Raw genomic sequence first — 19,686 nt, 5'->3', positions numbered from 1 at the left:
GCGGACGTGCCCGCTTCAGCTGCAGGGGGCAGCCGCGTGGGCCACCAGCTGCGGATCCTGCCAGTCCAGCCACTTGATCCGGGGGTCGGCGCGGAACCACGTAAGCTGCCGCCGGGCGAACTGCCGGGTTGCCACGATGGTCTCTTCGGCCGCCTCTGGGACAGTTGATTCGCCGTCAAGGACCCGCAGGAACTGCGAGTAGCCCAAGGCGCGGGGGGCCGTTTTGCCCTGCCGCAGTCCCTGCCCTGCAAGCCGCTCCACCTCGGCGAGCAGCCCGTCGTCCACCATCCGGTGCACCCGGCGGGCCAGGCGATCGCGGAGCTGGTCCCGGTCAACAGTGAGCCCGATCTGTACTGCGGGTTGGTAGTACTCGCGCTGGGGCATAAAGGAGCTGAACGGCCGTCCGGTGAGCTGATGGACTTCCAGGGCCCGGATGATCCGCCGGTCGTCCGAGAGCCTGCCGGCGGATACCGGATCTACGGCCTGGAGCCGGGCCAGCAGTGCGCCACTGCCTTGGGCCGCCAACTCTTCCTCAAGCTGCTGCCTCAGCCGCGGGTCCGTCCCGGGAAATTCAAGGACATCAAGGGCGGCCCTCACGTAGAGGCCGGAGCCGCCGGCGAGGATGGCCCGTTTCCCGCGTGAGTGGATGTCCGTGATGATGGCACGCGCCTGCTGCTGGAACCAGGAAACGCTGGCTTCCTCGGTGACCTCCAGGATGTCCAGGAGGTGGTGCGCCACGCCCCTGCGTTCAGCCATGGTGATTTTTGCGGTACCGATGTCCATGCCCCGGTAGAACTGCATGGCGTCGGCGTTGATGACTTCGCCATCAAGCTCAAGGGCGAGGTTTACGGCCAAATCGGACTTGCCGGAACCGGTGGGACCGACGACGGCGATAACCGGCGGGGAGCCCACGCGTCAGCGGCTGCGGACAGGCAGGGCAGGCATACCGAGGGAAACCCCGCTCCGGCCCTTGGCGGCACCGGGTGCGGGTGCCCCGCAGGAATCTGCCTGGGACCTGTCCCAGGCGTCGCCGGCGCGGGACCTGCGCAGGCTGTAATCCTCAAGGGTGGAGTCCGCCACGAGGTGGAAGGAGGCGGCCTCCGTGATGGTGGCAGTCACGAGATCGCCCGGGCGCGGTGCGGGTGCTCCATCCGGTACGGAGAAATGCACCAGGCGCTGGTCCTGGGAGCGTCCGGACAGCCGGTGGGTTTCGCCCGCCTTGCGCCCTGACTGGGCGGTCACCATGACTTCCACGCGGCGGCCGAGCTGCTTCCGGTTCTCCTCCGCGGCAATCCGGTCCTGCAGCGCGGTGAGCCGTTCGAAGCGCTCCTGCACTACCGCTTTTGGCAACTGGTCCGGCAGGTCCGCTGCCGGGGTGCCGGGGCGCTTGGAGTACTGGAAGGTGAAGGCCGTAGCGAAGCGGGACTGTTCCACCACATCCAGGGTCGCCTGGAAGTCTTCCTCAGTCTCACCGGGGAAACCCACAATGATGTCAGTGGAAATAGCGGCGTGGGGAATCTTCTCCCGGACCTTTTCCAAAATGCCAAGGAACTTGGTGGACCGGTAGGAGCGCCTCATCTCCCTCAGCACCTTGTCCGACCCCGACTGCAGCGGCATGTGCAGCTGCGGCATGACGTTGGGCGTTTCCGCCATGGCGTCGATGACGTCGTCCGTGAAAGCGGCAGGGTGGGGGCTGGTGAACCGGACCCGCTCAAGGCCCTCGATCTGCCCGCAGGCACGAAGGAGTTTGGAAAAGGCCTGCCGGTCGCCGAACTCCACGCCGTAGGAATTGACGTTCTGGCCCAGGAGGGTCACTTCAATGGCACCGTCATCCACCAGGGCCTGGATCTCGGCGAGGATGTCCCCCGGCCGGCGGTCCTTCTCCTTGCCGCGCAGGGCGGGAACGATGCAGAACGTGCAGGTGTTGTTGCAGCCTACCGAGATGGAGACCCAGCCCGAGTACACGGAGTCGCGCTTGGTGGGGAGCGTGGACGGGAAGACGTCCAGCGACTCCAGGATCTCCAGCTGCGCCTCGTCGTTGTGGCGGGCCCGGTCCAGCAGGGCGGGCAAGGCGCCGACATTGTGGGTACCAAAGACGGCGTCCACCCACGGCGCCTTCTTCAAGATGGTTTCCCGGTCCTTTTGGGCCAGGCACCCGCCCACCGCGATCTGCATGCCGGGGTTGGCCGCCTTGACGGGGGCCAGGATGCCGAGGTTTCCGTACAGCTTGTTGTCGGCGTTTTCCCGGACAGCGCAGGTGTTGAACACCACTACGTCCGCCTGGCTGCCGTCCGCCGGTACATAGCCGGCATCCTCCAGCATGCCCGCCATGCGCTCTGAATCGTGCACGTTCATTTGGCAGCCAAAGGTCCGCACCTCATAGGTTCGGGGCTTTCCCGTGCCGGGTTCCGGAGCGGGGGCAGCCGAGGCAGCAGCACTGGGCCCCGAAGACGGGTTGGTGCCGGAAAGAGGGGAAGGAATGGTCAAACTCACCTGTTAAGGGTACCGGTTCGGTGGCTCGTCAGTGTCGGGAGCAGCATGGGCATCAAGGACTTCGCTCACGATGCGGAAAGCCTGGGACGGCTGGTAGCCCTTGCGGGCCAGCATGGACGCCAGCCGGCGCGTGGCTTTATCGCGGTCCGCCCTGTCCCCCAAGTCCGTCCCGGGACGCAGCTTCCGCTCCACCAGGGTTCTTGCGGCGGCTTCCTCGTCAGCGTCCGAGAGCTGCTCCAGGGCTGCGGCAGCGGTTTCCTGGTCAACCCCCTTCTCCGCAAGCTCCCGCCGCAGTGCGCCCTTGGCCAGCTTCCGGGACTGGGACCGGCTCCGCACCCACATGTCGGCGAATTCGGCGTCATCGATAAGCCGCGCCTCCTGAAACTTGTCCAGGACAGCCTCTGCAACGTGCTCCGGTATGTTCCGCTCGGCAAGTTTGCGGGCAAGTTGAAGCCGGCTTTTCGCCGACGCTGCCAGCTGCCGGTACACAATGACCTGCGCGACCGATACGGGGTCCGGCTCGGCGTCCCCGGCACCCGGCGAGTCTGGATCCGGGCCGTCCAGGAAATCGTCCGCATACGAAGCAGCGCGCCGCCCGCCGGTTCTGGCCCGGCGGGGACGCGCACTGTCAGCACTGGTCAACGGCTAGAACCCGTCAACGGCTTTCAGCTTCGGGGAGTCCTTGGACTCAGGCTCCGCCGGCTTCACGCCAACGCCAAGCTTTTCCTTGATCAGGCGCTCCAGCTCTGCAGCCAGCTCCGGGTTGTCCCGAAGGAACCGGCGCGAGTTTTCCATGCCCTGGCCGAGTTGGTCGCCGTCATAGGTGAACCAGGAGCCGGACTTCTTGATGATGCCGTGCTCAACACCCATGTCGATGATGCCGCCCTCGCGGGAGATGCCCTGGCCGTAGATGATGTCGAACTCGGCGACCTTGAAGGGCGGGGCCATCTTGTTCTTGACGATCTTGGCCTTGGTCCGGTTGCCGACCGAGTCCGCGCCCTCCTTGAGGGTCTGGATGCGGCGCACGTCGATACGGATGGAGGCGTAGAACTTCAGCGCCTTGCCACCGGTGGTGGTTTCGGGGGAACCGAAGAACACACCGATCTTTTCACGCAGCTGGTTGATGAAGATCGCCGTGGTTTTGGTCTGGCTCAGGCGTCCGGTGATCTTACGCAGGGCCTGGCTCATGAGGCGGGCCTGGAGGCCGACGTGGCTGTCGCCCATGTCGCCTTCGATTTCAGCGCGGGGCACCAGGGCGGCGACGGAGTCGATAACGATGACGTCCAGGGAGCCCGAACCAACCAGCATGTCCATGATCTCCAGGGCCTGCTCGCCGGTGTCCGGCTGGGAGACCAGCAGCGCGTCGGTGTCCACGCCGAGCTTGGCGGCGTACTCCGGGTCGAGGGCGTGCTCGGCGTCGATGAAGGCTGCAATGCCGCCCAGTCGCTGGGCGTTGGCCACGGCATGGAGGGCCACCGTGGTTTTACCGGAAGATTCCGGTCCGTAGATCTCTACGACGCGGCCACGGGGCAGGCCGCCAATTCCCAGGGCGACGTCCAATGCAATGGAACCGGTAGGGATGACCTCGATCGGGGCCCGGACTTCGTCCCCGAGCCGCATGACCGAGCCTTTACCGAACTGCTTGTCGATCTGGGCAAGCGCTGCTTCGAGCGCTTTTGCACGATCCGGGGCTGCCGCCATGGTTCACACCTCTAATGCTTTCTCGCTGTGGAGTGGCCTCAGCGGCCGTTTATTGGTCATCTCTGACGCTAATGGGACCCACTGACATTCCGGCCGGATGAGGGCGGCTATGTGGAAAACCCGCTAGGAAAAGCATAGCTTTACCCGAACAGGTATTCGAACAGCGGCGCGGCGTGTCAGGAGAAACTGCTTATTCCACGCGGGGTTTGATGTCCCTGCCCAGCCGCCGCTCCGGCGGAACGTCCTGCACATCACAGACCGCCAGCCACACTTTCCGGGGCTCCACCCCGGCGGCCAGCGCCTGGTCCGCGGTGCGCCCGCCCACCCCGGCAAGAACAAGGGTGCTGCTGAGGACCCGCGAGTACCCGGCGCCAAATTCGTCGTCCATAAGTCGCCAATAATCGCTGATTCGCACCAGAAAAGTCTCTCACGATCCGCACCCTAGAATTGTTGCCATGAGCAACTCCCCTGCCGTCCCGCCCCCGCACGGCCGCGAAGACGATGCCACCGTGGACGCCGCGCTGCACAACGTGGAACATCAAATCAGCCTCTTCTGGCGGCGCGCACGGGCCATCTCCAACCAGCTCTCCCGCCAGGTCCACCCGGACATGGAACCTGCGGCCTACGGGCTGCTGACAGTCATCCGGCGCGAGGGTCCCATCCGGCTCACGGACCTGGCGATGAACATCGGTGTGGGCAAACCCTCCGTGAGCCGGCAGATTGCCTTCCTGGAAAGCATCGGGCTGGTATCCAAGGAGGCCGACCCGCTGGACGGACGGGCGCAGGCCATCCGGCTGACCGCCAAGGGGGAGGAAAAGATGCACCAGGTCCAGGACGCACGGCGGCAGGTGTTCCGGGAACGCCTCGGTGAATGGCCTGTGGAGGACCTGCAGGAGCTGGCCCGTTTTATGGCCAAGCTGAACTCCACGTATGAGCGCGACGGCTTCCCGCACGACGGCCCCCCGGCCCCGGCAACCGGAGATTAGGCGGAACGCAGGCAGGACAAACCAGGGCAAGGTCAAGCGTGGCCGGAATCAGGCAGCACGAAGGTGTCCGGACACAACTGAAGCCCCCGGCACACCGCCGGAGGCTTCATGAGTTGCAGGGCCACCTGTGGTGGATCAGCCCTTAGCGGGCGCCTGAGAACAGGCCCGTTGAAAGTTCGTCGTTGAGTTCATTGTTAAGGTCGCGATCGAGATCACGGCCGTAACGCTGGGAGAATTCCTGGGGTACGGTGTCCGGAACGGCAACGCCTTCGGCAACTGCCACACGGTCACTGACCTCACGAAGCATGCTGGACAACGGGACATCCAGGGCCGAGCAGATCGAGGAAAGCAACTCGGAGGATGCTTCCTTTTGGCCGCGCTCCACTTCACTCAGGTAACCCAGGGAGACACGGGCGCTGTGCGAAACTTCACGGAGCGTGCGCCCCTGACGCTGGCGAACATCGCGCAGGACATCACCAATTTCGTGACGAAGTACTACCATCTTGCGCTCCTTCTGTTCGCTCTTAGCCTGATCGGCGAGGCCCACATCCTTCCAGCGGACAACGCCGTTTACGGATACGGGCTGCTTTACCATCTGTATCGCCTTGCTCCTCATAGTCGATCCGCCGTAAGGCGGACCATGGTGGTGGTTTTATCCTAGGCGCCCCCGCTCTCTGGAAGCGACACAATGTAATAACTAATCGGTACCGGCTTTTGTTCCCACCAACTTTACAGGCGGGTAACTTCAGGAAGCCAGTGCTTCGAGGAGCCTTTCCAGAGCAGCCCCGCATGCCTGTCCACGGATTTCGGCCCGGCTGCCGGAGAACAAATACTCAAACCCGGTTGTTCCGGCAGCCGTAGCTACGCCGATGTACACCGTTCCCACCGGCTTTCCATCGTGTGCTTCCGGTCCGGCTACTCCGGTAGTCGAGATGCCGATATCGGCGCCAAGGGCAGTCCGGGCGCCGGCGGCCATGGCAGCGGCAACACCGCCGTCGACGGATCCGACGTCGGCCAACAGTTCCGCGGAAACCCCCAGGACGTTCTGCTTAACGGAGTTCTGGTACGCCACCACGCCGCCCTGCAGCATTCCGGAAGCGCCCGGGGTGTCGGCGAGGACAGCGGACACCATGCCGGCCGTCAGGGATTCTGCCGTGGCCACGGTCCGGCGTCGCTCCAGGGCCTTCGTGACGGCCTGGCCAGACAGATGGTGAAGGTTTGTCATGCCGGCTCCTGCCCGTTGGCCGTTCCCTGCAGCTTTCCCTTGGACCGCAGGCGGAGCGCCTCGACAACGTACTCGACGCCGGTCCAGACCGTGATCAGCACTGCCACCATCATCACGGCGAAGGCGACCCATGACAGCCACGGAAGAATTGCTGCCAGCGGCAGGAGGTAGAGGAAGATGGCCGCCGTCTGGACGACCGTCTTGAGCTTGCCGCCGCGCGACGCCGGGATGACGCCGTAGCGGATAACAAAGAAGCGCAGGGCGGTGATGCCCCATTCACGGACCAGGATCACCACGGTGACCCACCAGGGCAGTTCGCCGAGCACGGACAGCATGACCAGCGCGGACCCGATGAGCAGCTTGTCGGCAATCGGATCGGCGATCTTGCCGAAGTCGGTCACGAGGTTCCGGCTCCTGGCGATGTCGCCGTCGAGCTTGTCCGTGTAGATTGCGACGGCGAACGCCGCCGCCGCTGCCCAGCGCCAAGGACCTGCCTCGCTTTGCAGGCCCGGCGCGTCCGCGATCAGGAACCAGACGAAGAACGGCACCAGCGCGATGCGGAGCATGGTCAGGATATTGGGAAGGTTCCAGACCCCGGCACGGCCTGGGCCGGCGGCGGTTGCATCGGTGCTAGTCACCTTCCTAGGCTACATTCTTTGGGCTAGCGCCCGGTCAGGGACCAGGCGTCTTCGGAGCCGTCTTCGTCGTCGTAGCCGCCTGGCGCGGAATCGGAGCCGTCGTAATATTCGACGTTCTGCTTCCGCTGGTCCAGGTCCGACGCCACCAGGTCCTCGGCGTAGCCGCCCTGCGCGATGTTGGCGTTGGCGTTGTCGCTGAGGGCCGCCGTCTGTGCATCCGGTGCCTTCGGCGCTTCCTGGCCCTTCATTGCAGCAAGGACCGGTGCCAGGTCGTCCGGTTTCACCAGGACGTCGCGGGCCTTGGAACCCTCTGAGGGGCCCACCACTCCCCGCGATTCGAGCAGGTCCATCAGGCGGCCGGCCTTGGCGAAGCCGACCCGCAGCTTGCGCTGGAGCATGGACGTGGAGCCGAACTGCGTGGTGACCACCAGTTCGGTGGCCTGCAGCAGCACCTCGAGGTCATCCCCGATGTCGTCGTCGATCTGCTTCTTGGGCGCGTCGACGGCGACGTCGTCACGGTAGGCCGCCTGCAGCTGTCCCTTGACGTGCTCAACCACCTTGTGGATTTCGGATTCCGTGACCCAGGCGCCCTGGACGCGCATGGCTTTTGAAGCGCCCATGGGCAGGAAGAGGGCATCACCCTGGCCAATGAGCTTCTCCGCGCCCGGCTGGTCCAGGACCACGCGGGAGTCGGTGACGGATGAGGTGGCAAAGGCCATTCTGGAGGGAACGTTGGCCTTGATGAGGCCGGTGACCACGTCCACGGACGGCCGCTGCGTGGCAAGGACCAGGTGGATGCCGGCGGCGCGGGCCAGCTGGGTGATGCGGACGATTGAGTCTTCCACGTCGCGCGGAGCCACCATCATCAGGTCGGCGAGCTCGTCGACGATCACCAGCAGGTAGGGGTACGGGCGGATCACCCGTTTGGAGTCGACAGGAGGCTGGACCTTGCCGGCGCGGACGGCCTTGTTGAAGTCGTCGATGTGCTTGAAGCCGTAATTTGCGAGGTCGTCGTACCGGGCGTCCATCTCGCGGACCACCCACTGAAGGGCCTCCGCCGCCTTCTTAGGGTTGGTGATGATGGGCGTGATGAGGTGCGGGACGCCCTCGTAGGCCGTGAGTTCCACACGCTTGGGGTCCACCATGACCATCCGGACTTCGTCCGGGGTGGCGCGCATCAGGATGGACGTGATCATGGAGTTCACGAAGGATGACTTACCGGCACCGGTAGCACCGGCCACCAGCAGGTGCGGCATCTTGGCGAGGTTGGCCACCACGTAGCCGCCCTCAACATCCTTGCCCACGCCCATCACCATCGGGTGATCGGTGCGGCGGGCGTTCTGGCTGCGCAGCACGTCACCCAGTGAGACCGTCTCGCGGTCCGTGTTGGGGATCTCGATGCCGATGGCGGACTTGCCCGGGATGGGGCTGAGGATCCGCACGTCACTGGAGGCGACCGCGTACGAGATGTTTTTGGACAGGGCGGTGACCCGTTCCACTTTGGTTCCCGAGGCCAGTTCGATCTCGTACCGGGTGACGGTGGGACCGCGGCTGAAGCCTGTCACGGTGGCATCGACGTTGAACTGCTGAAGGGTGTCGGTGAGGGCAGCGACGACGGCGTCATTGGCCTCCGTGCGCTCCTTGGGGATTGAGCCCGGCGTCAGGTAGTCCGAGGCAGGGAGGGTGTAGGTCACGTCCCCGGCAAGCGACAACTGCTCGGTCCGCTGCGGGATGGGAACGGGCGGCGGCGCAGGAGCCACAGGGTTTGAAGGCACGGTGGGTCCCGCGGAACCCGCTTGGCCGCCGGGGGCGGACGCGCCGGGGGTGATCATGGGGATGGCTTCGGTGGCGTTCTCCTCCGCCGCAGCGGAAGCAGCGGCGCCAAGTCCCTGGGCTGCCTTGATCTTTTCGACGGCGATCTCCGCCTGGGTGGGGCGGCGGACCCCGGGGGCGGGGCGCGGCGGCTGCGGTTCGTCGTCGTCGACGACGGCGTGCTCGAACGCTTCGTCGCCCACATAGCCTTCCAAGCCGGCGTCGGCATCCTCGTCCTTGCCGAACAGGCGGCGCTTTTTCTTCTTTGGAGCGGCAGGCGGGGTCCGCTCAAGGTAGCTGCGGTCGTGGCGGTCGCCGTCCTCCTGGTCCAGCAGGTCAACGCCCATGAGGTGCTCATAGGCGCCGCGCACCCGGCGCGGGATGGCACCGAAGGGTGTAGCGGTGATGATGAGCAGCGATACGAAGGCAAGCAGCCCGTAGATCACCAGCGGCACAGCCGGATGGATGGCAGCCAGTGGCGTGGCGCCCAGGAATCCCAGCATGCCGCCGGCCTGGCGCAGCCCGTCAAATCCCTGGGCGACGGTGGGCTGGCCGCCCAGGACGTGGGCGAGGCCGCAGCCTGCAAAAGTCATGATCAGGAAGCCGATGCCCACCCTGTTGTTGCCCCGGCCGTCAGAGGGCCGGCGGAACAGCCGGAAGGCGCACACAAAGAGCATCAGCGGGAGCAGCAGCGAAATCCAGCCGAACGTACCGTTCACCACGCTGTAGACGGCGTCCGGGAACCAGCCGGTGAGTCCCCACCAGGCGAAGGTGGCGATGAAGACGCCCAGGGCCAGGTTGAAGAGGGCGGCGCCGTCGCGGCGTTCGTCCGCGGGAAGGTCGCTGACATCATGGCCGATGCGCCGCACTCCCCCGCCGACAAGGTGCCCGATGCCCAGCCAGGCTCCGCCCACTACCCGCAGCAGCCAGGGTTGGTGCTGTTCGACGGCGGGAAGCTGGCGGGTCCGCGCCGTGCCGGAGCTCCCGGTCCGTCCCGACTTGGACGCCGGGGATTTCGCTGCCGTCGAGCCGGAACCGCGGCCGCCGGAACCGCCGGATTTGCTGCCGGAACTGGCCCTGCTTGAACCATTGGGCGCGGAAGTAGTACGAGTGGCCATACTAGCCACGGTACCGGAACTGCGGCGGTTCTCCGGGGATTTGGGAGCCGGCGGATCCCGGTTCGGACCGCTTAAATTCGGAGCGCTTAAACACGTCCGGCCCGCGTTCCTGGTGGGGACCGGGAGCACAGGCCGGAGCGGGCGGCAATGAAGGCTATGCCTCGAGCACCACGGGAATAATCATGGGCTTGCGGCGGAGCTTGCGGTTGACCCACGTACCCACTACCCGGCGGACCACCTGCTGGAGTTGGTGGGTTGTGTGGTCCGTATGGTTCAGCACGGCTTCTTCCAGCGCGGCGTTGATCTTGGGGATGATCTCGTCGAACACGGCATCGTCCTCGGCCACGCCGCGGGCGTGGATCTCCGGCCCGGACACCACCTTGCCGGTAGCGCGGTGGATGACCGTGATGATGGAGATAAAGCCTTCATCGCCCAGGGTCTGGCGGTCCTTGAGGTCGGCTTCGGTGACCTCGCCGACGCTGGAGCCGTCCACATAGACAAAGCCCACTTCAACCTGGCCGACGACGTCTGCCCGGTGGTCCTTGAGATCAATCACGGTGCCGTTGTCAGCGAGGATAACGCTGGCTTCCGGGACGCCGGATTCGATGGCGATCTTGCCGTTGGCAATCAGGTGGCGGGTTTCACCGTGCACCGGCATCGCGTTGAGCGGCTCCAGGATGTTGTAGCAGTACAGGAGTTCGCCGGCGGCTGCGTGCCCGGAGACATGAACCTTGGCGTTGCCCTTGTGGATGACGTCGGCGCCAAGCTTGAGCAGTCCGTTGATGATCCGGAAGACGGCATTTTCATTTCCGGGGATGAGGCTGGACGCGAGGATGACAGTGTCACCGTCGCCCACCACCACGCGGTGGTCCCCGTTGGCCATCCGGGACAGCGCGGCCATTGGTTCGCCCTGGGAGCCGGTGGACATCAGCACCACGCGGTTGTCCGGCAGGTTGTCGATGTTCTTGATGTCCACGATGAGGCCAGGCGGGACGTCCAGGTAACCGAGCTTCTCCGCGATGGCCATGTTGCGGACCATCGAGCGGCCAACGAAGGCCACCTTGCGGTTGTGCTTCGCGGCCGCGTCCAGGACCTGCTGCACCCGGTGCACGTGGGAAGAGAACGATGCCACAATGATCCGCTTCGTGGCCTGGCCGAAGAGGCGCTCCAGCGTGGGGCCGATTTCTTTTTCGGCGGTAGTAAAACCGGGGATGTCAGCATTGGTCGAGTCCGACATAAAGAGGTCAACGCCCTCTTCACCGAGCTTGGCGAAGTGCCGCAGGTCGGTAATGCGGCCATCAAGGGGAAGCTGGTCCATCTTGAAGTCGCCGGTGTGCAGGACGGTGCCGCCCACAGTGCGGAGGAACACGGCCAGGGCGTCGGGGATGGAGTGGTTGACCGCTACGAACTCGCATTCGAACGGGCCGAACTTCTCCACTTGGCCTTCCTCGACGGTGAGGGTGTAGGGCCGGATGCGGTGCTCTTGCAGCTTCGCCTCGATCAGGGCAAGGGTCAGTTGCGAGCCGACCAGCGGGATGTCGGCGCGGAGGCGCAGCAGGTACGGAACAGCGCCGATGTGGTCCTCGTGCCCGTGGGTGAGGACCACAGCCACGATGTCGTCCAGCCGGTTTTCAATGTAGGAGAAGTCAGGCAGGATCAGGTCGACGCCGGGCTGGGTTTCCTCCGGGAAGAGCACGCCGCAGTCCACGATCAGCAGTTTGCCGTCGATTTCGAACACGGCCATGTTCCGGCCGATCTCCCCCAGTCCGCCCAGCGGAACAATCCGGAGCGTTCCCTGCGGCAGGCGGGGAGGGGTGACAAGGCCGGTGAGGGCAGTTTGGGTCATATTGCACTACTTTCCAGGCGGAAGGGTGCTGGTCTTACTCCTCAGGAAAAGACCAGCCCCGCTTCCGCCAAATCCCCGCGGATGGTTTCGATCTCGGCTTCGTCCGGCTCCACGAGGGGCAAACGGACAATCGAGTTGGGCAGGACTCCCTGCCATTTAAGAATCTGTTTGGCCGCAACGGCACCCTGGACCCGGGTCATGGTGGCGCGGACCACGGGCTGAAGCTCAAAGTTGATCTTCCGCGCGGTTTCGAGGTCGTTGGCGTTGACCGCATCGATGAGGTCGCGGAACTGGCGGGTGGCCACATGGGTGGTGACGCCGACAAGGCCAACGGCGCCCAGCGCCATCCAGGGCAGGGTCAGTCCGTCGTCGCCGGAGTAGAAGTGCAGGTCCGTTTCTGCCATCACGCGGGTGGCCGCAACGAAATCGGCCTTGGCATCCTTGACGGCCACGATGTTGGGGTGCTGGGCCAGGCGGATCATTGTTTCGGGTTCGATGGCGATCGAGGACCGGCCGGGGATGTCGTAGAGCATAACGGGCACGTCCGCGGCCGAGGCGATGGTTTCGAAGTGTGCGCGCAGGCCTGACTGGCTGGGCTTGTTGTAGTAGGGGGTCACCAGCAGGATGCCGTCGACGCCGAGTGCTGCAGCCTGTTGGGAGAGGTGCACGGAGTGCGACGTGTCGTTGGTGCCGGTGCCGGCGATGATTGCCGCACGCCCTCCGACAGCTTCCTTGACAGCACGGAACATGCCCAGGTTCTCTTCGTCGGTGAGGGTGGAAGTTTCGCCCGTGGTTCCGGTGACCACCAGGCCGTCGCAGCCATCATCCACCAGCTTGCCGGCCAATTCCGCGGCCTGCTGGTAATCCACTGTGCCGTCCTTCGTGAACGGCGTGACCATGGCGGTCAGGAGGGTGCCAAGGGCAGGGATGCGCGCGGAAGTGTCAGCCATGGAAAAAACGTTACCCTGTCCCCGGCCGGTTAGGACAATAGGGGCGGCGTGATGAACGTCAAACAGCCGCTTCTCCGGAGGGGCCACCGGTGTGCTTGCGGTATTTTGCGAGGCGGCTTCGCTGCAGAATGCAGGGAACAACCTCCGTGCCGGTTCCCGCTGCCTGCTTTAGCGGGAAGCCGTCGGGCCCCCACAAGCCGCTCAAGCCGCACGATTCGCCCAAGGCGCTCCTGCCGCCGAGGTTCGCGAGCAGGGTGAACATCCTGTTGTCCATGGCCCGCGCTCCGAGGTGCAGGGCCAGCCGGTGTTCCTCGTCCCTGGTGTAGAGGGCGGAAACGCAGTACACGTCAGCTCCGGCTGCAGCGGCGTCGGTTGCGTGGGCCGGCACGGAGGCATCGAAGCAGAGGGAGAGTGCAATACTCCACCCGTCCACTTCAATGAGGGTGGCGCCCTCCCCCGGCGTGAACAGCTCTTGCTCCCGGCCGTGCAGGTGCGTCTTGAACGCTGTTTCGGTTCTGCCGTCCGGATGAATGGCAAGTGATGCCAACCGTGCCGCTCCGTCGCTTTCGCGGAAGGGCGCGCCGATAACTGCCGTAATCCCGGTCCTGCGGCAGATCTCCCGGACGTCGCCGAGGCGTTCGTCATCCAGCGTCAGCCAGGAGTCGTCGTTATGGAGGAGATCCAGCCGGTAGCCGGTGATGGACAGTTCCGGGAAGACCACCAGGCGGGCGCCGTGGTCATCGGCATCCTCAATGAGGCGCACATGCTCGGCAGCGTTGGCGGTGATCCCTCCGTCCAGGGGCTGGTACTGGATGGCGGCGACGGGGAGGGTGTCTGTCACGTTTCCATCCTAGGCAACGGCCAGGATGCCCGCCTCAGCAGCGGTCTTTCCTTGCGCGTGGCGGCGCGCCTGGTTCCGGCTGGCAGTACCTGCCCACTGCGGCCTGCCTCAGCCCCTCCGCCCACGTGGCCAACCGCTGGGCGGCCCTGACGTAGTGGAACAGTTCAACCGGAGTCAGGGCGTCGATATCCGTTTCGCCGAGCCGGCGTGCCAGCTCGGGCCCCTCCGGCTGCGCGGACAGGCTGATGCCCTCCCGCTCCCACTGGATATCCTCGGGGGATTTTCCAGTCACCAGCTGGCGAAAAAGGTAATCAACCACCCCGGGGCTCATGGCCTTTAGCGGCCCGGGATCCTGGGACTCCGAAGCGGGTACTTTGGGTGATGGGGTTTGCATGCCGTCCATGTTATTCGAACAAATATTCGAATACAAGGAGTTCTTGTTGACAGCTGCGGCACAGGCAGGTGTGAGACGATCTGCTCATGACCTCCCGTAACGCCGCCGCGTCCTCCAGGACGGCCGCCGGCCGGTCCGCCCCCGGCCGGCTCCACGGCATCGACGCGGCACGCGGGTTGGCCCTGCTGGGAATGATGGCCACCCATCTGCTTCCCACGTTCGAGGCGAACGCCGACCTGACCCCCACCTGGATCGGTCTGACCTTCTCGGGCCGGGCCGCCGCGCTCTTCGCAGTTTTGGCAGGCGTCGGCTTGGCCTTGTCCACGGGTAAGCACAGGCCTCTGGACGGTTCGGAACTGTCGGCGGCCCGGCGCGGCGTTGCCTTGCGCGCCCTGGTGATTGCCGCCGTCGGACTCACCTTGGGCGGCCTCGAAGTGAACCTGGCCATCATCCTGGTCCACTACGCAGTGCTGTTCCTGTGCGTCCTGCCGTTCCTGGGCATGAAGCTGAAGCCGCTCTGTGGATGGGCAATCGGTTGGATCCTGGCGTCGCCGGTTTTGGCGTACCTGCTGCGCCCCTGGCTGCTGGCGGCGAACCCGCCGTTGAGGCTCGGCCACAATCCCTCCTGGGAGGATCTCTCCACCCCCACCCGGCTCCTGGCGGACCTCTTTTTCACCGGCTATTACCCCGTTTTCCAGTGGATGTCCTACCTGCTGGTGGGGCTGGTCCTCGGCCGCCTGATGCTCAACAAGGCCCTCGTCCCCTGGGTGCTGCTCATCGGCGGCACTATCGTTGCTGTCCTGGCCAAAGCCCTGGGAACGGCGGCGATGGAGAGCTGGGGCGGCCGGGCTGCCTTGGAACAGGTGCTTGATTCCCCCGGCTATCCCTTACACAGTGTCCTGCAGGTCAACCTGACGGGCATACCGCAGGAGGGGTCCTGGTGGTGGCTGGCTTCGGCAGCTCCCCATTCGGCCACTGCGCTTGACCTGCTGCATACGTCTGCCGTGGCAGTGGCGGTGATAGGGGCTTTCCTCCTGCTTGGCAGGCTGGCCGAGTGGGTGGCCCTGGACCTGCTGCTGCCGCTTCGCGGTGCGGGCGCCATGACCCTGACCCTCTACTCTGTCCACGTGTGGGTGGTTTCTGGCTTCTACCTGAAACCCCTCCCGGCCGGCTGGACGGAGGACGCAATGTACTTCGCCCAGGCCGCCACGGCAGTGGTTGTAGGCATGGTGTTCGTGCTGCTGAAGTGGCGCGGGCCTTTGGAATGGCTGGGGCACGCAGCAAACCAGGTGGGCCGCGGCGGCGCCAAGGCCATCCGTTAAGGCGCGCCGCTCCAGGACGTAGCCAGGCCAGAACGCTCCAGGACGTAGCCAGGCCAGAACGCTGCGGGGCCTAGGCCAGAACGCTGCCGGCAGGTCCGCACCGCTGCCGGCGCTCGGGCAGGAAGCCTGCCGGCGCTAGGCCGGAACGTTGCCGCGGAAGAGCCTGCCGGCGCTAGGCCGGAACGTTGCCGCGGAAGAGCTTGACGGCGTCACGCATGGAGGCGCGGGCACGCTTGCGGTCGCCGGCGGCGTCGTAGGCGCAGCTCAGCCGGAACCAGGAACGCCAGTCCTCCGGTGCCGCTTCGGCCTCCGCCCGGTACTTCTCGAACTCCGCATCCGCTGCGGAACGGATAATCCGCCCCGCCGGTGTCCTGGGCAGCTCGTCCACGGGAAGGCCGCCCTCGGCCTCCAGGACTTTGGCCATCTGCTCGGTGCGGGCCCCGAACATGAGTTCCCGGACGAGTGCCCAGGCGCCGATCGCCGGCAGCACCAGGTACGCCGCTCCGATGGCAACGGCCGCAGGGTTGCTGTCCGTCAGCAGCAGGACCGAGCGCTGGAAGGACACCACCAGGTAGAAGACCAGGAGGAGTGTGACTGCCCCCACCCAGATTTTGGTGCGGTTCTTCCGGAAGCCCGCAACCAGCCCGCCCACGGCTACAGCCCCAGGTCCAGGTAGCCGTCAAGGCCCACCGTCAGCCCGGGGTGGGCGGCGACGTTGCGCAGGCCAAGCAGCACGCCGGGCATAAAGGAGGCACGGTCGAAGGAGTCATGGCGCAGGGTCAGCTGCTCGCCGGCACTGCCGAGCAGGACTTCCTGGTGGGCCACGAGGCCGCGAAGCCGAACGCTGTGGACGCGTACGCCGTCCACCTCACAGCCGCGGGCACCGGTACGTTCGCTGGTGGTGGCATCGGGGCTGGGCGGCACCTGCGCGGCGCTGCGTTCGGCGGCGATGAGTTCGGCGGTGCGGACTGCCGTGCCCGACGGCGCGTCCATCTTGTCCGGGTGGTGCAGTTCAATGATTTCGACCGACTCGAAGTATTTGGATGCCTTCGCGGCGAAGGCAGAGGCCAGCACCGAGCCAAGGGCGAAATTGGGTGCGATCAGCACGCCCGTCTCCGGCCTGCCCGCCAGCAGGTCCGCCAGCCCGGACAGTTTGCCGGCGTCCCAGCCGGTGGTGCCCACAACGGCGTGGATGCCATGCTCGACGGCGAAGCGGACGTTGGCTTCTGTGCTTTCAGGAACCGTCAGGTCCACCACGAAACGTGCCCCTGCAGCGGTGAGCTGGTCCAGGGAGTCGCCCCGGCCCAGGGCGGCGACGAGCTTCATGTCAGGGGCGGCTTCAATGGCTTTTACGGCTTCGGCGCCCATGCGCCCATTCGCGCCCAGCACGGCCACGGGCATGGGAGCAGAGTGTTGTTCGGTCATGGCGTTAACCCTACCGGTGGCCCTGCGGCGCACGGGAACTGCGCAGTGTGCGTTACCTCGCAGACGCCGGTGTAAGGAATCGCGGTCAAGGCAGGTATAACGGCAGGATCAGCCGCCCGCCCCTACCCATTCCACTGTGCCGTCGGCGAAGAACTGTTCCTTCCAGATGGGCACCTGCTCCTTGATTCTGTCCACCAGCTCGGAGCACACGGCAAAAGCCTGGCCGCGGTGGGCAGCGGAGACAGCGCACACGAGAGCGGGATCGCCGATCTCCAGCATGCCGATCCGGTGGGCTGCCCAAATACGCACAGGCTGGGAGGCAGAGCCGCCGCCCCCTTGTGCTTCTGCCAGTTGTTCCGCTGCGAGGCGGGCGACGACGTCGGCCATCACTTGGTGTGCCGTGGGATGCGCGCTGTAGCTGAGGCGGTTAACGGCCTTGCCGCCGTCGTGATTGCGCACCACGCCGCTGAAGCTGACCACCGCCCCCGCGGTGTCACTTTCCACTGCCGCAATGGCCTGGTCAACGGAGATGGGCTCGGCGCTGAGGACAGCACTGACCACCTCGAATGCTGTTTCAGTGCCCATGTCCGCCTTCCAGCTGGTCGCAGAGGTGCCCGATCACGGGGTCCAGGACGGAGAGTCCGTCCATCACCCCTTTGGGTGACCCGGGCAGGTTGATGACGAAGGTGTTTCCCGCGGCACCTGCATAGCCGCGGCTCAGGGCCGCGAGCGGCGTTTTCGCGGCGCCGGCGCGGCGGATGGCTTCCATGATGCCGGGGATTTCGCGGTCCAGCAGCGGCAGTGTGACGTCCGGTGTGCGGTCGTCCGGGCTGAGGCCCGTGCCTCCGCTAGTAATGACGACGGCAGGCCGCTGGGTCAGGAGGGCGCGGATGGCTGCGCCCACGGGCTCGCCGTCGGGCACCACCATGGCCGGGAAGACGTCAAAGCCGTGTTCTGTCAGCCAGTCGGTGATCACGGGGCCGGTTTCGTCGTCGTAGATTCCGGCGGCGGCCCGGGTGGAGGCAATAACGACGCCGGCCTTGCGGCCTTGGACGTCGCCGTGCCGGTGGGGTTCGGGGGCATTGAGGATGTTGGGGCTGCTCACAGTGTCCAGTCCCCGCTCTTGCCGCCGCTTTTGGCAAGCACTTTGATGTCATTCAGGACGGCGTGCTTGTCCACGGCCTTGATCATGTCGTACACGCTCAGGGCCGCGACGGAGGCTGCCGTGAGGGCTTCCATTTCCACGCCGGTGACGCCTCGGGTCTTGACCGTTGCGAGGATGGATACGGACTCCGCACCAAGCTCAAAGTCCACGGTGACCTTGGACAGCGGAAGCGGATGGCACAGCGGAATCAGTTCCGGGGTCTTCTTGGCCGCCATGATTCCGGCAACCCGTGCCACCGCCAGCGCATCCCCCTTGGGCAAACCGCCTGAGCCAAGCAGGGCCATGACCTCTGCAGTGGTGTGGACCGTGGCGGTGGCAGTGGCCTCGCGGGTGGTTTCGGCTTTGGCGGAGACGTCCACCATCTGGGCGCTGCCGTCCTGGCGCAGGTGCGTCAGCGCGGCCGGGGCTTGTTCTGCATTCACAGCATCCATACTTCCACCTCTGCCCCTGCCGCGAGCGCGGCCACTCCAACAGGGACATGAACCAGCACGTTCGAACCCGCCAGCGCGTGCATCAGGTGCGAGCTTTCCCCGCCCTGCAGCTCCACCATCCCGTCGGGCTGCAGGGTGCCGCGGCGGACCTGGTGCTTGTGTTCAGGAGACGTAAGGGGCTGGCTGAGACGGGCACGGATGGGCAGTCGCGGCGCAGGCGTGCCGAGCAGGCCGGCCAGGACGGGGCGGAGGAACATTTCAAAGGACACCAGACAGCTGACCGGGTTTCCGGGGAAGCCCAGGAACGGCCGTCCCTCGAAGGTGCCGATGCCCTGCGGCCCACCCGGCTGCATTGCCACGTGCAGGAAGTCCACGGGCTGGTCCGCCATCGCCTGCCGGACCACCTCGTACGCGCCCTTGCTGACTCCGCCGGTGGTGACGATCAGGTCCACTGCGTCGCGCTCGGCCCGCAGCAGCGTGCGAAGCCGGTCCGGGTTGTCGGTAGCGATGCCCGCGCGGCGGACCTCCAGTCCGGCCTGCTTCATGGCTGCTTCCAGGAGGGTGGCGTTGGAGTCGTAGATCTTGCCGGCGAGCAACTCCTGGCCGGGCTCAACCACTTCGTCGCCGGTGGTGACCAGCAGGACCGTTACGGTCCGGTACACGTTAACTTCTGGAATCCCCAGCGCCGCGAGCAGTCCCAGCTGGGCCGGGCCCAGGAAAACGCCGGCGGCCAGGGCCTCCTTACCTGCCTCCACGTCGCTGCCTGCTGCCCGTACATAGGTGCCGGGCGCTGCCGGAGGCAGCCGCACCGTGGCCTGCTCAGTGTGCGGCAGGAAACGGTCTGGAATGGCCCGTTCAATGGGGACGACGGCGTCAGCCCCCACCGGGAGCATGGCACCGGTCATGATGGGAGCAGCCATCCCCGGTTGGAGGGGCGCAGGGCTTGCCCCGGCTGGAACGGGAGGCATTACGCGCAACTCCGCTCCGCCGTCGGGCACGTCAATAGAACGGATGGCGTAGCCATCCATCTGGGAGTTGGCGAAAGGCGGCAGGCTGATGGGAGCGCGGACGGCGCTCACCAAGCCCCGGCCCAGCGCCTGGTGCAGGGGCAGCAGTTCCGCCCGTTCCGGCGCCCGCACATGCTGCAGCAGTTCCGCAACCGCGGCGGCATGGTTAGCCACGGACCTTGCCTGGTGCCCGCCCCGATGCGGCCCGTGCGACGCCTGGCCGCCGGCCTGGCCGCCGGCCTGGCCCTCCGGCTGGTCCTCCGGCTGGTGGAGCGTTTGCTCAACGGACGTTCCATGGAGGTGCGGGCTGGTCATGGTTCCGCCTTTGGTAG

Annotated in this window: 21 protein-coding genes; 2 read left to right on the top strand and 19 right to left on the bottom strand. The window is 65.9% G+C overall.

Annotation, left to right across the window (positions count from 1 at the left end):
* Positions 1 to 15: 15 nt before the first annotated feature.
* The 5 genes from miaA to M1D93_RS07520 form a co-directional block, all read right to left on the bottom strand.
* The gene (gene miaA / locus M1D93_RS07540; RefSeq protein ID WP_461174507.1) at positions 16 to 912 is read right to left on the bottom strand and encodes a tRNA (adenosine(37)-N6)-dimethylallyltransferase MiaA; all 897 of its coding nucleotides are present in this window, start codon (positions 910 to 912) and stop codon (positions 16 to 18) included.
* Between the two features lie 3 nt (positions 913 to 915).
* Positions 916 to 2,493 (bottom strand): tRNA (N6-isopentenyl adenosine(37)-C2)-methylthiotransferase MiaB, encoded by a 1,578-nt coding sequence (gene miaB / locus M1D93_RS07535; protein ID WP_461174506.1) that lies wholly within the window; start codon positions 2,491 to 2,493, stop codon positions 916 to 918.
* A gap of 3 nt (positions 2,494 to 2,496) precedes the next feature.
* Positions 2,497 to 3,057 carry a regulatory protein RecX gene (locus M1D93_RS07530; protein ID WP_461174960.1) on the bottom strand — a complete coding sequence of 187 codons (561 nt, stop codon included), beginning with the start codon at positions 3,055 to 3,057 and terminating at the stop codon, positions 2,497 to 2,499.
* A gap of 81 nt (positions 3,058 to 3,138) precedes the next feature.
* On the bottom strand, positions 3,139 to 4,194 hold the full coding sequence (gene recA, locus M1D93_RS07525) for a recombinase RecA (RefSeq protein WP_066274884.1): 1,056 nt from the start codon (positions 4,192 to 4,194) through the stop codon (positions 3,139 to 3,141).
* Between the two features lie 190 nt (positions 4,195 to 4,384).
* Positions 4,385 to 4,609: a DUF3046 domain-containing protein gene (locus M1D93_RS07520; protein WP_163164541.1), complete on the bottom strand. Its 225-nt coding sequence runs from the start codon at positions 4,607 to 4,609 to the stop codon at positions 4,385 to 4,387.
* 40 nt (positions 4,610 to 4,649) lie between these two features.
* Between M1D93_RS07520 and M1D93_RS07515 the strand changes: the two genes are divergently transcribed.
* On the top strand, positions 4,650 to 5,180 hold the full coding sequence (locus M1D93_RS07515) for a MarR family winged helix-turn-helix transcriptional regulator (RefSeq protein WP_461174505.1): 531 nt from the start codon (positions 4,650 to 4,652) through the stop codon (positions 5,178 to 5,180).
* A 142-nt stretch (positions 5,181 to 5,322) separates the two neighbouring features.
* Here the strand turns inward: M1D93_RS07515 and M1D93_RS07510 are convergent, their stop codons facing one another.
* From M1D93_RS07510 to M1D93_RS07475, 8 genes are all read right to left on the bottom strand, one after another.
* The gene (locus M1D93_RS07510) at positions 5,323 to 5,775 is read right to left on the bottom strand and encodes a helix-turn-helix domain-containing protein (RefSeq protein WP_104042778.1); all 453 of its coding nucleotides are present in this window, start codon (positions 5,773 to 5,775) and stop codon (positions 5,323 to 5,325) included.
* 150 nt (positions 5,776 to 5,925) lie between these two features.
* The gene (locus M1D93_RS07505; RefSeq protein ID WP_461174504.1) at positions 5,926 to 6,405 is read right to left on the bottom strand and encodes a CinA family protein; all 480 of its coding nucleotides are present in this window, start codon (positions 6,403 to 6,405) and stop codon (positions 5,926 to 5,928) included.
* Complete coding sequence (gene pgsA, locus M1D93_RS07500) at positions 6,402 to 7,043, bottom strand: CDP-diacylglycerol--glycerol-3-phosphate 3-phosphatidyltransferase (RefSeq protein ID WP_461174503.1); 642 nt, start codon at positions 7,041 to 7,043, stop codon at positions 6,402 to 6,404. The genes M1D93_RS07505 and pgsA overlap by 4 nt, the downstream gene beginning before the upstream one ends.
* 23 nt (positions 7,044 to 7,066) lie before the next feature.
* Complete coding sequence (locus M1D93_RS07495; protein ID WP_461174502.1) at positions 7,067 to 9,973, bottom strand: FtsK/SpoIIIE family DNA translocase; 2,907 nt, start codon at positions 9,971 to 9,973, stop codon at positions 7,067 to 7,069.
* A gap of 154 nt (positions 9,974 to 10,127) precedes the next feature.
* Positions 10,128 to 11,819 carry a ribonuclease J gene (locus M1D93_RS07490; protein WP_461174501.1) on the bottom strand — a complete coding sequence of 564 codons (1,692 nt, stop codon included), beginning with the start codon at positions 11,817 to 11,819 and terminating at the stop codon, positions 10,128 to 10,130.
* 41 nt (positions 11,820 to 11,860) lie between these two features.
* Positions 11,861 to 12,769, bottom strand: coding sequence for a 4-hydroxy-tetrahydrodipicolinate synthase (dapA, locus tag M1D93_RS07485; RefSeq protein WP_461174500.1), 909 nt, complete (start codon positions 12,767 to 12,769; stop codon positions 11,861 to 11,863).
* A gap of 58 nt (positions 12,770 to 12,827) precedes the next feature.
* The gene (locus tag M1D93_RS07480) at positions 12,828 to 13,610 is read right to left on the bottom strand and encodes a carbon-nitrogen hydrolase family protein (RefSeq protein ID WP_461174499.1); all 783 of its coding nucleotides are present in this window, start codon (positions 13,608 to 13,610) and stop codon (positions 12,828 to 12,830) included.
* A 34-nt stretch (positions 13,611 to 13,644) separates the two neighbouring features.
* On the bottom strand, positions 13,645 to 14,004 hold the full coding sequence (locus tag M1D93_RS07475; protein ID WP_461174498.1) for a hypothetical protein: 360 nt from the start codon (positions 14,002 to 14,004) through the stop codon (positions 13,645 to 13,647).
* Between the two features lie 86 nt (positions 14,005 to 14,090).
* On the opposite strand from M1D93_RS07475, the gene M1D93_RS07470 reads away from it, so the two are divergent.
* Entirely contained in the window at positions 14,091 to 15,326 is a 1,236-nt protein-coding gene (locus M1D93_RS07470; RefSeq protein WP_461174497.1) for a heparan-alpha-glucosaminide N-acetyltransferase domain-containing protein, read from the top strand.
* 172 nt (positions 15,327 to 15,498) lie between these two features.
* Here M1D93_RS07470 and M1D93_RS07465 read toward each other — a convergent pair whose 3' ends face one another.
* The 6 genes from M1D93_RS07465 to M1D93_RS07440 form a co-directional block, all read right to left on the bottom strand.
* Positions 15,499 to 15,978, bottom strand: coding sequence for a hypothetical protein (locus tag M1D93_RS07465; protein ID WP_461174496.1), 480 nt, complete (start codon positions 15,976 to 15,978; stop codon positions 15,499 to 15,501).
* Between the two features lie 2 nt (positions 15,979 to 15,980).
* On the bottom strand, positions 15,981 to 16,751 hold the full coding sequence (gene dapB / locus M1D93_RS07460; protein WP_461174495.1) for a 4-hydroxy-tetrahydrodipicolinate reductase: 771 nt from the start codon (positions 16,749 to 16,751) through the stop codon (positions 15,981 to 15,983).
* Between the two features lie 108 nt (positions 16,752 to 16,859).
* Positions 16,860 to 17,336, bottom strand: coding sequence for a molybdenum cofactor biosynthesis protein MoaE (locus M1D93_RS07455; protein WP_461174494.1), 477 nt, complete (start codon positions 17,334 to 17,336; stop codon positions 16,860 to 16,862).
* Positions 17,326 to 17,856: a MogA/MoaB family molybdenum cofactor biosynthesis protein gene (locus M1D93_RS07450; RefSeq protein WP_461174493.1), complete on the bottom strand. Its 531-nt coding sequence runs from the start codon at positions 17,854 to 17,856 to the stop codon at positions 17,326 to 17,328. Before M1D93_RS07450 ends, M1D93_RS07455 begins: the two co-directional genes overlap by 11 nt.
* On the bottom strand, positions 17,853 to 18,347 hold the full coding sequence (moaC, locus tag M1D93_RS07445) for a cyclic pyranopterin monophosphate synthase MoaC (protein WP_461174492.1): 495 nt from the start codon (positions 18,345 to 18,347) through the stop codon (positions 17,853 to 17,855). The genes M1D93_RS07450 and moaC overlap by 4 nt, the downstream gene beginning before the upstream one ends.
* The gene (locus tag M1D93_RS07440; protein ID WP_461174491.1) at positions 18,335 to 19,669 is read right to left on the bottom strand and encodes a molybdopterin molybdotransferase MoeA; all 1,335 of its coding nucleotides are present in this window, start codon (positions 19,667 to 19,669) and stop codon (positions 18,335 to 18,337) included. Before M1D93_RS07440 ends, moaC begins: the two co-directional genes overlap by 13 nt.
* Between the last annotated feature and the right edge of the window lie 17 nt (positions 19,670 to 19,686).

Source organism: Arthrobacter sp. Z1-9 (genome assembly GCF_054792695.1).
This window is presented reverse-complemented; position numbering and strand designations above follow the sequence as displayed.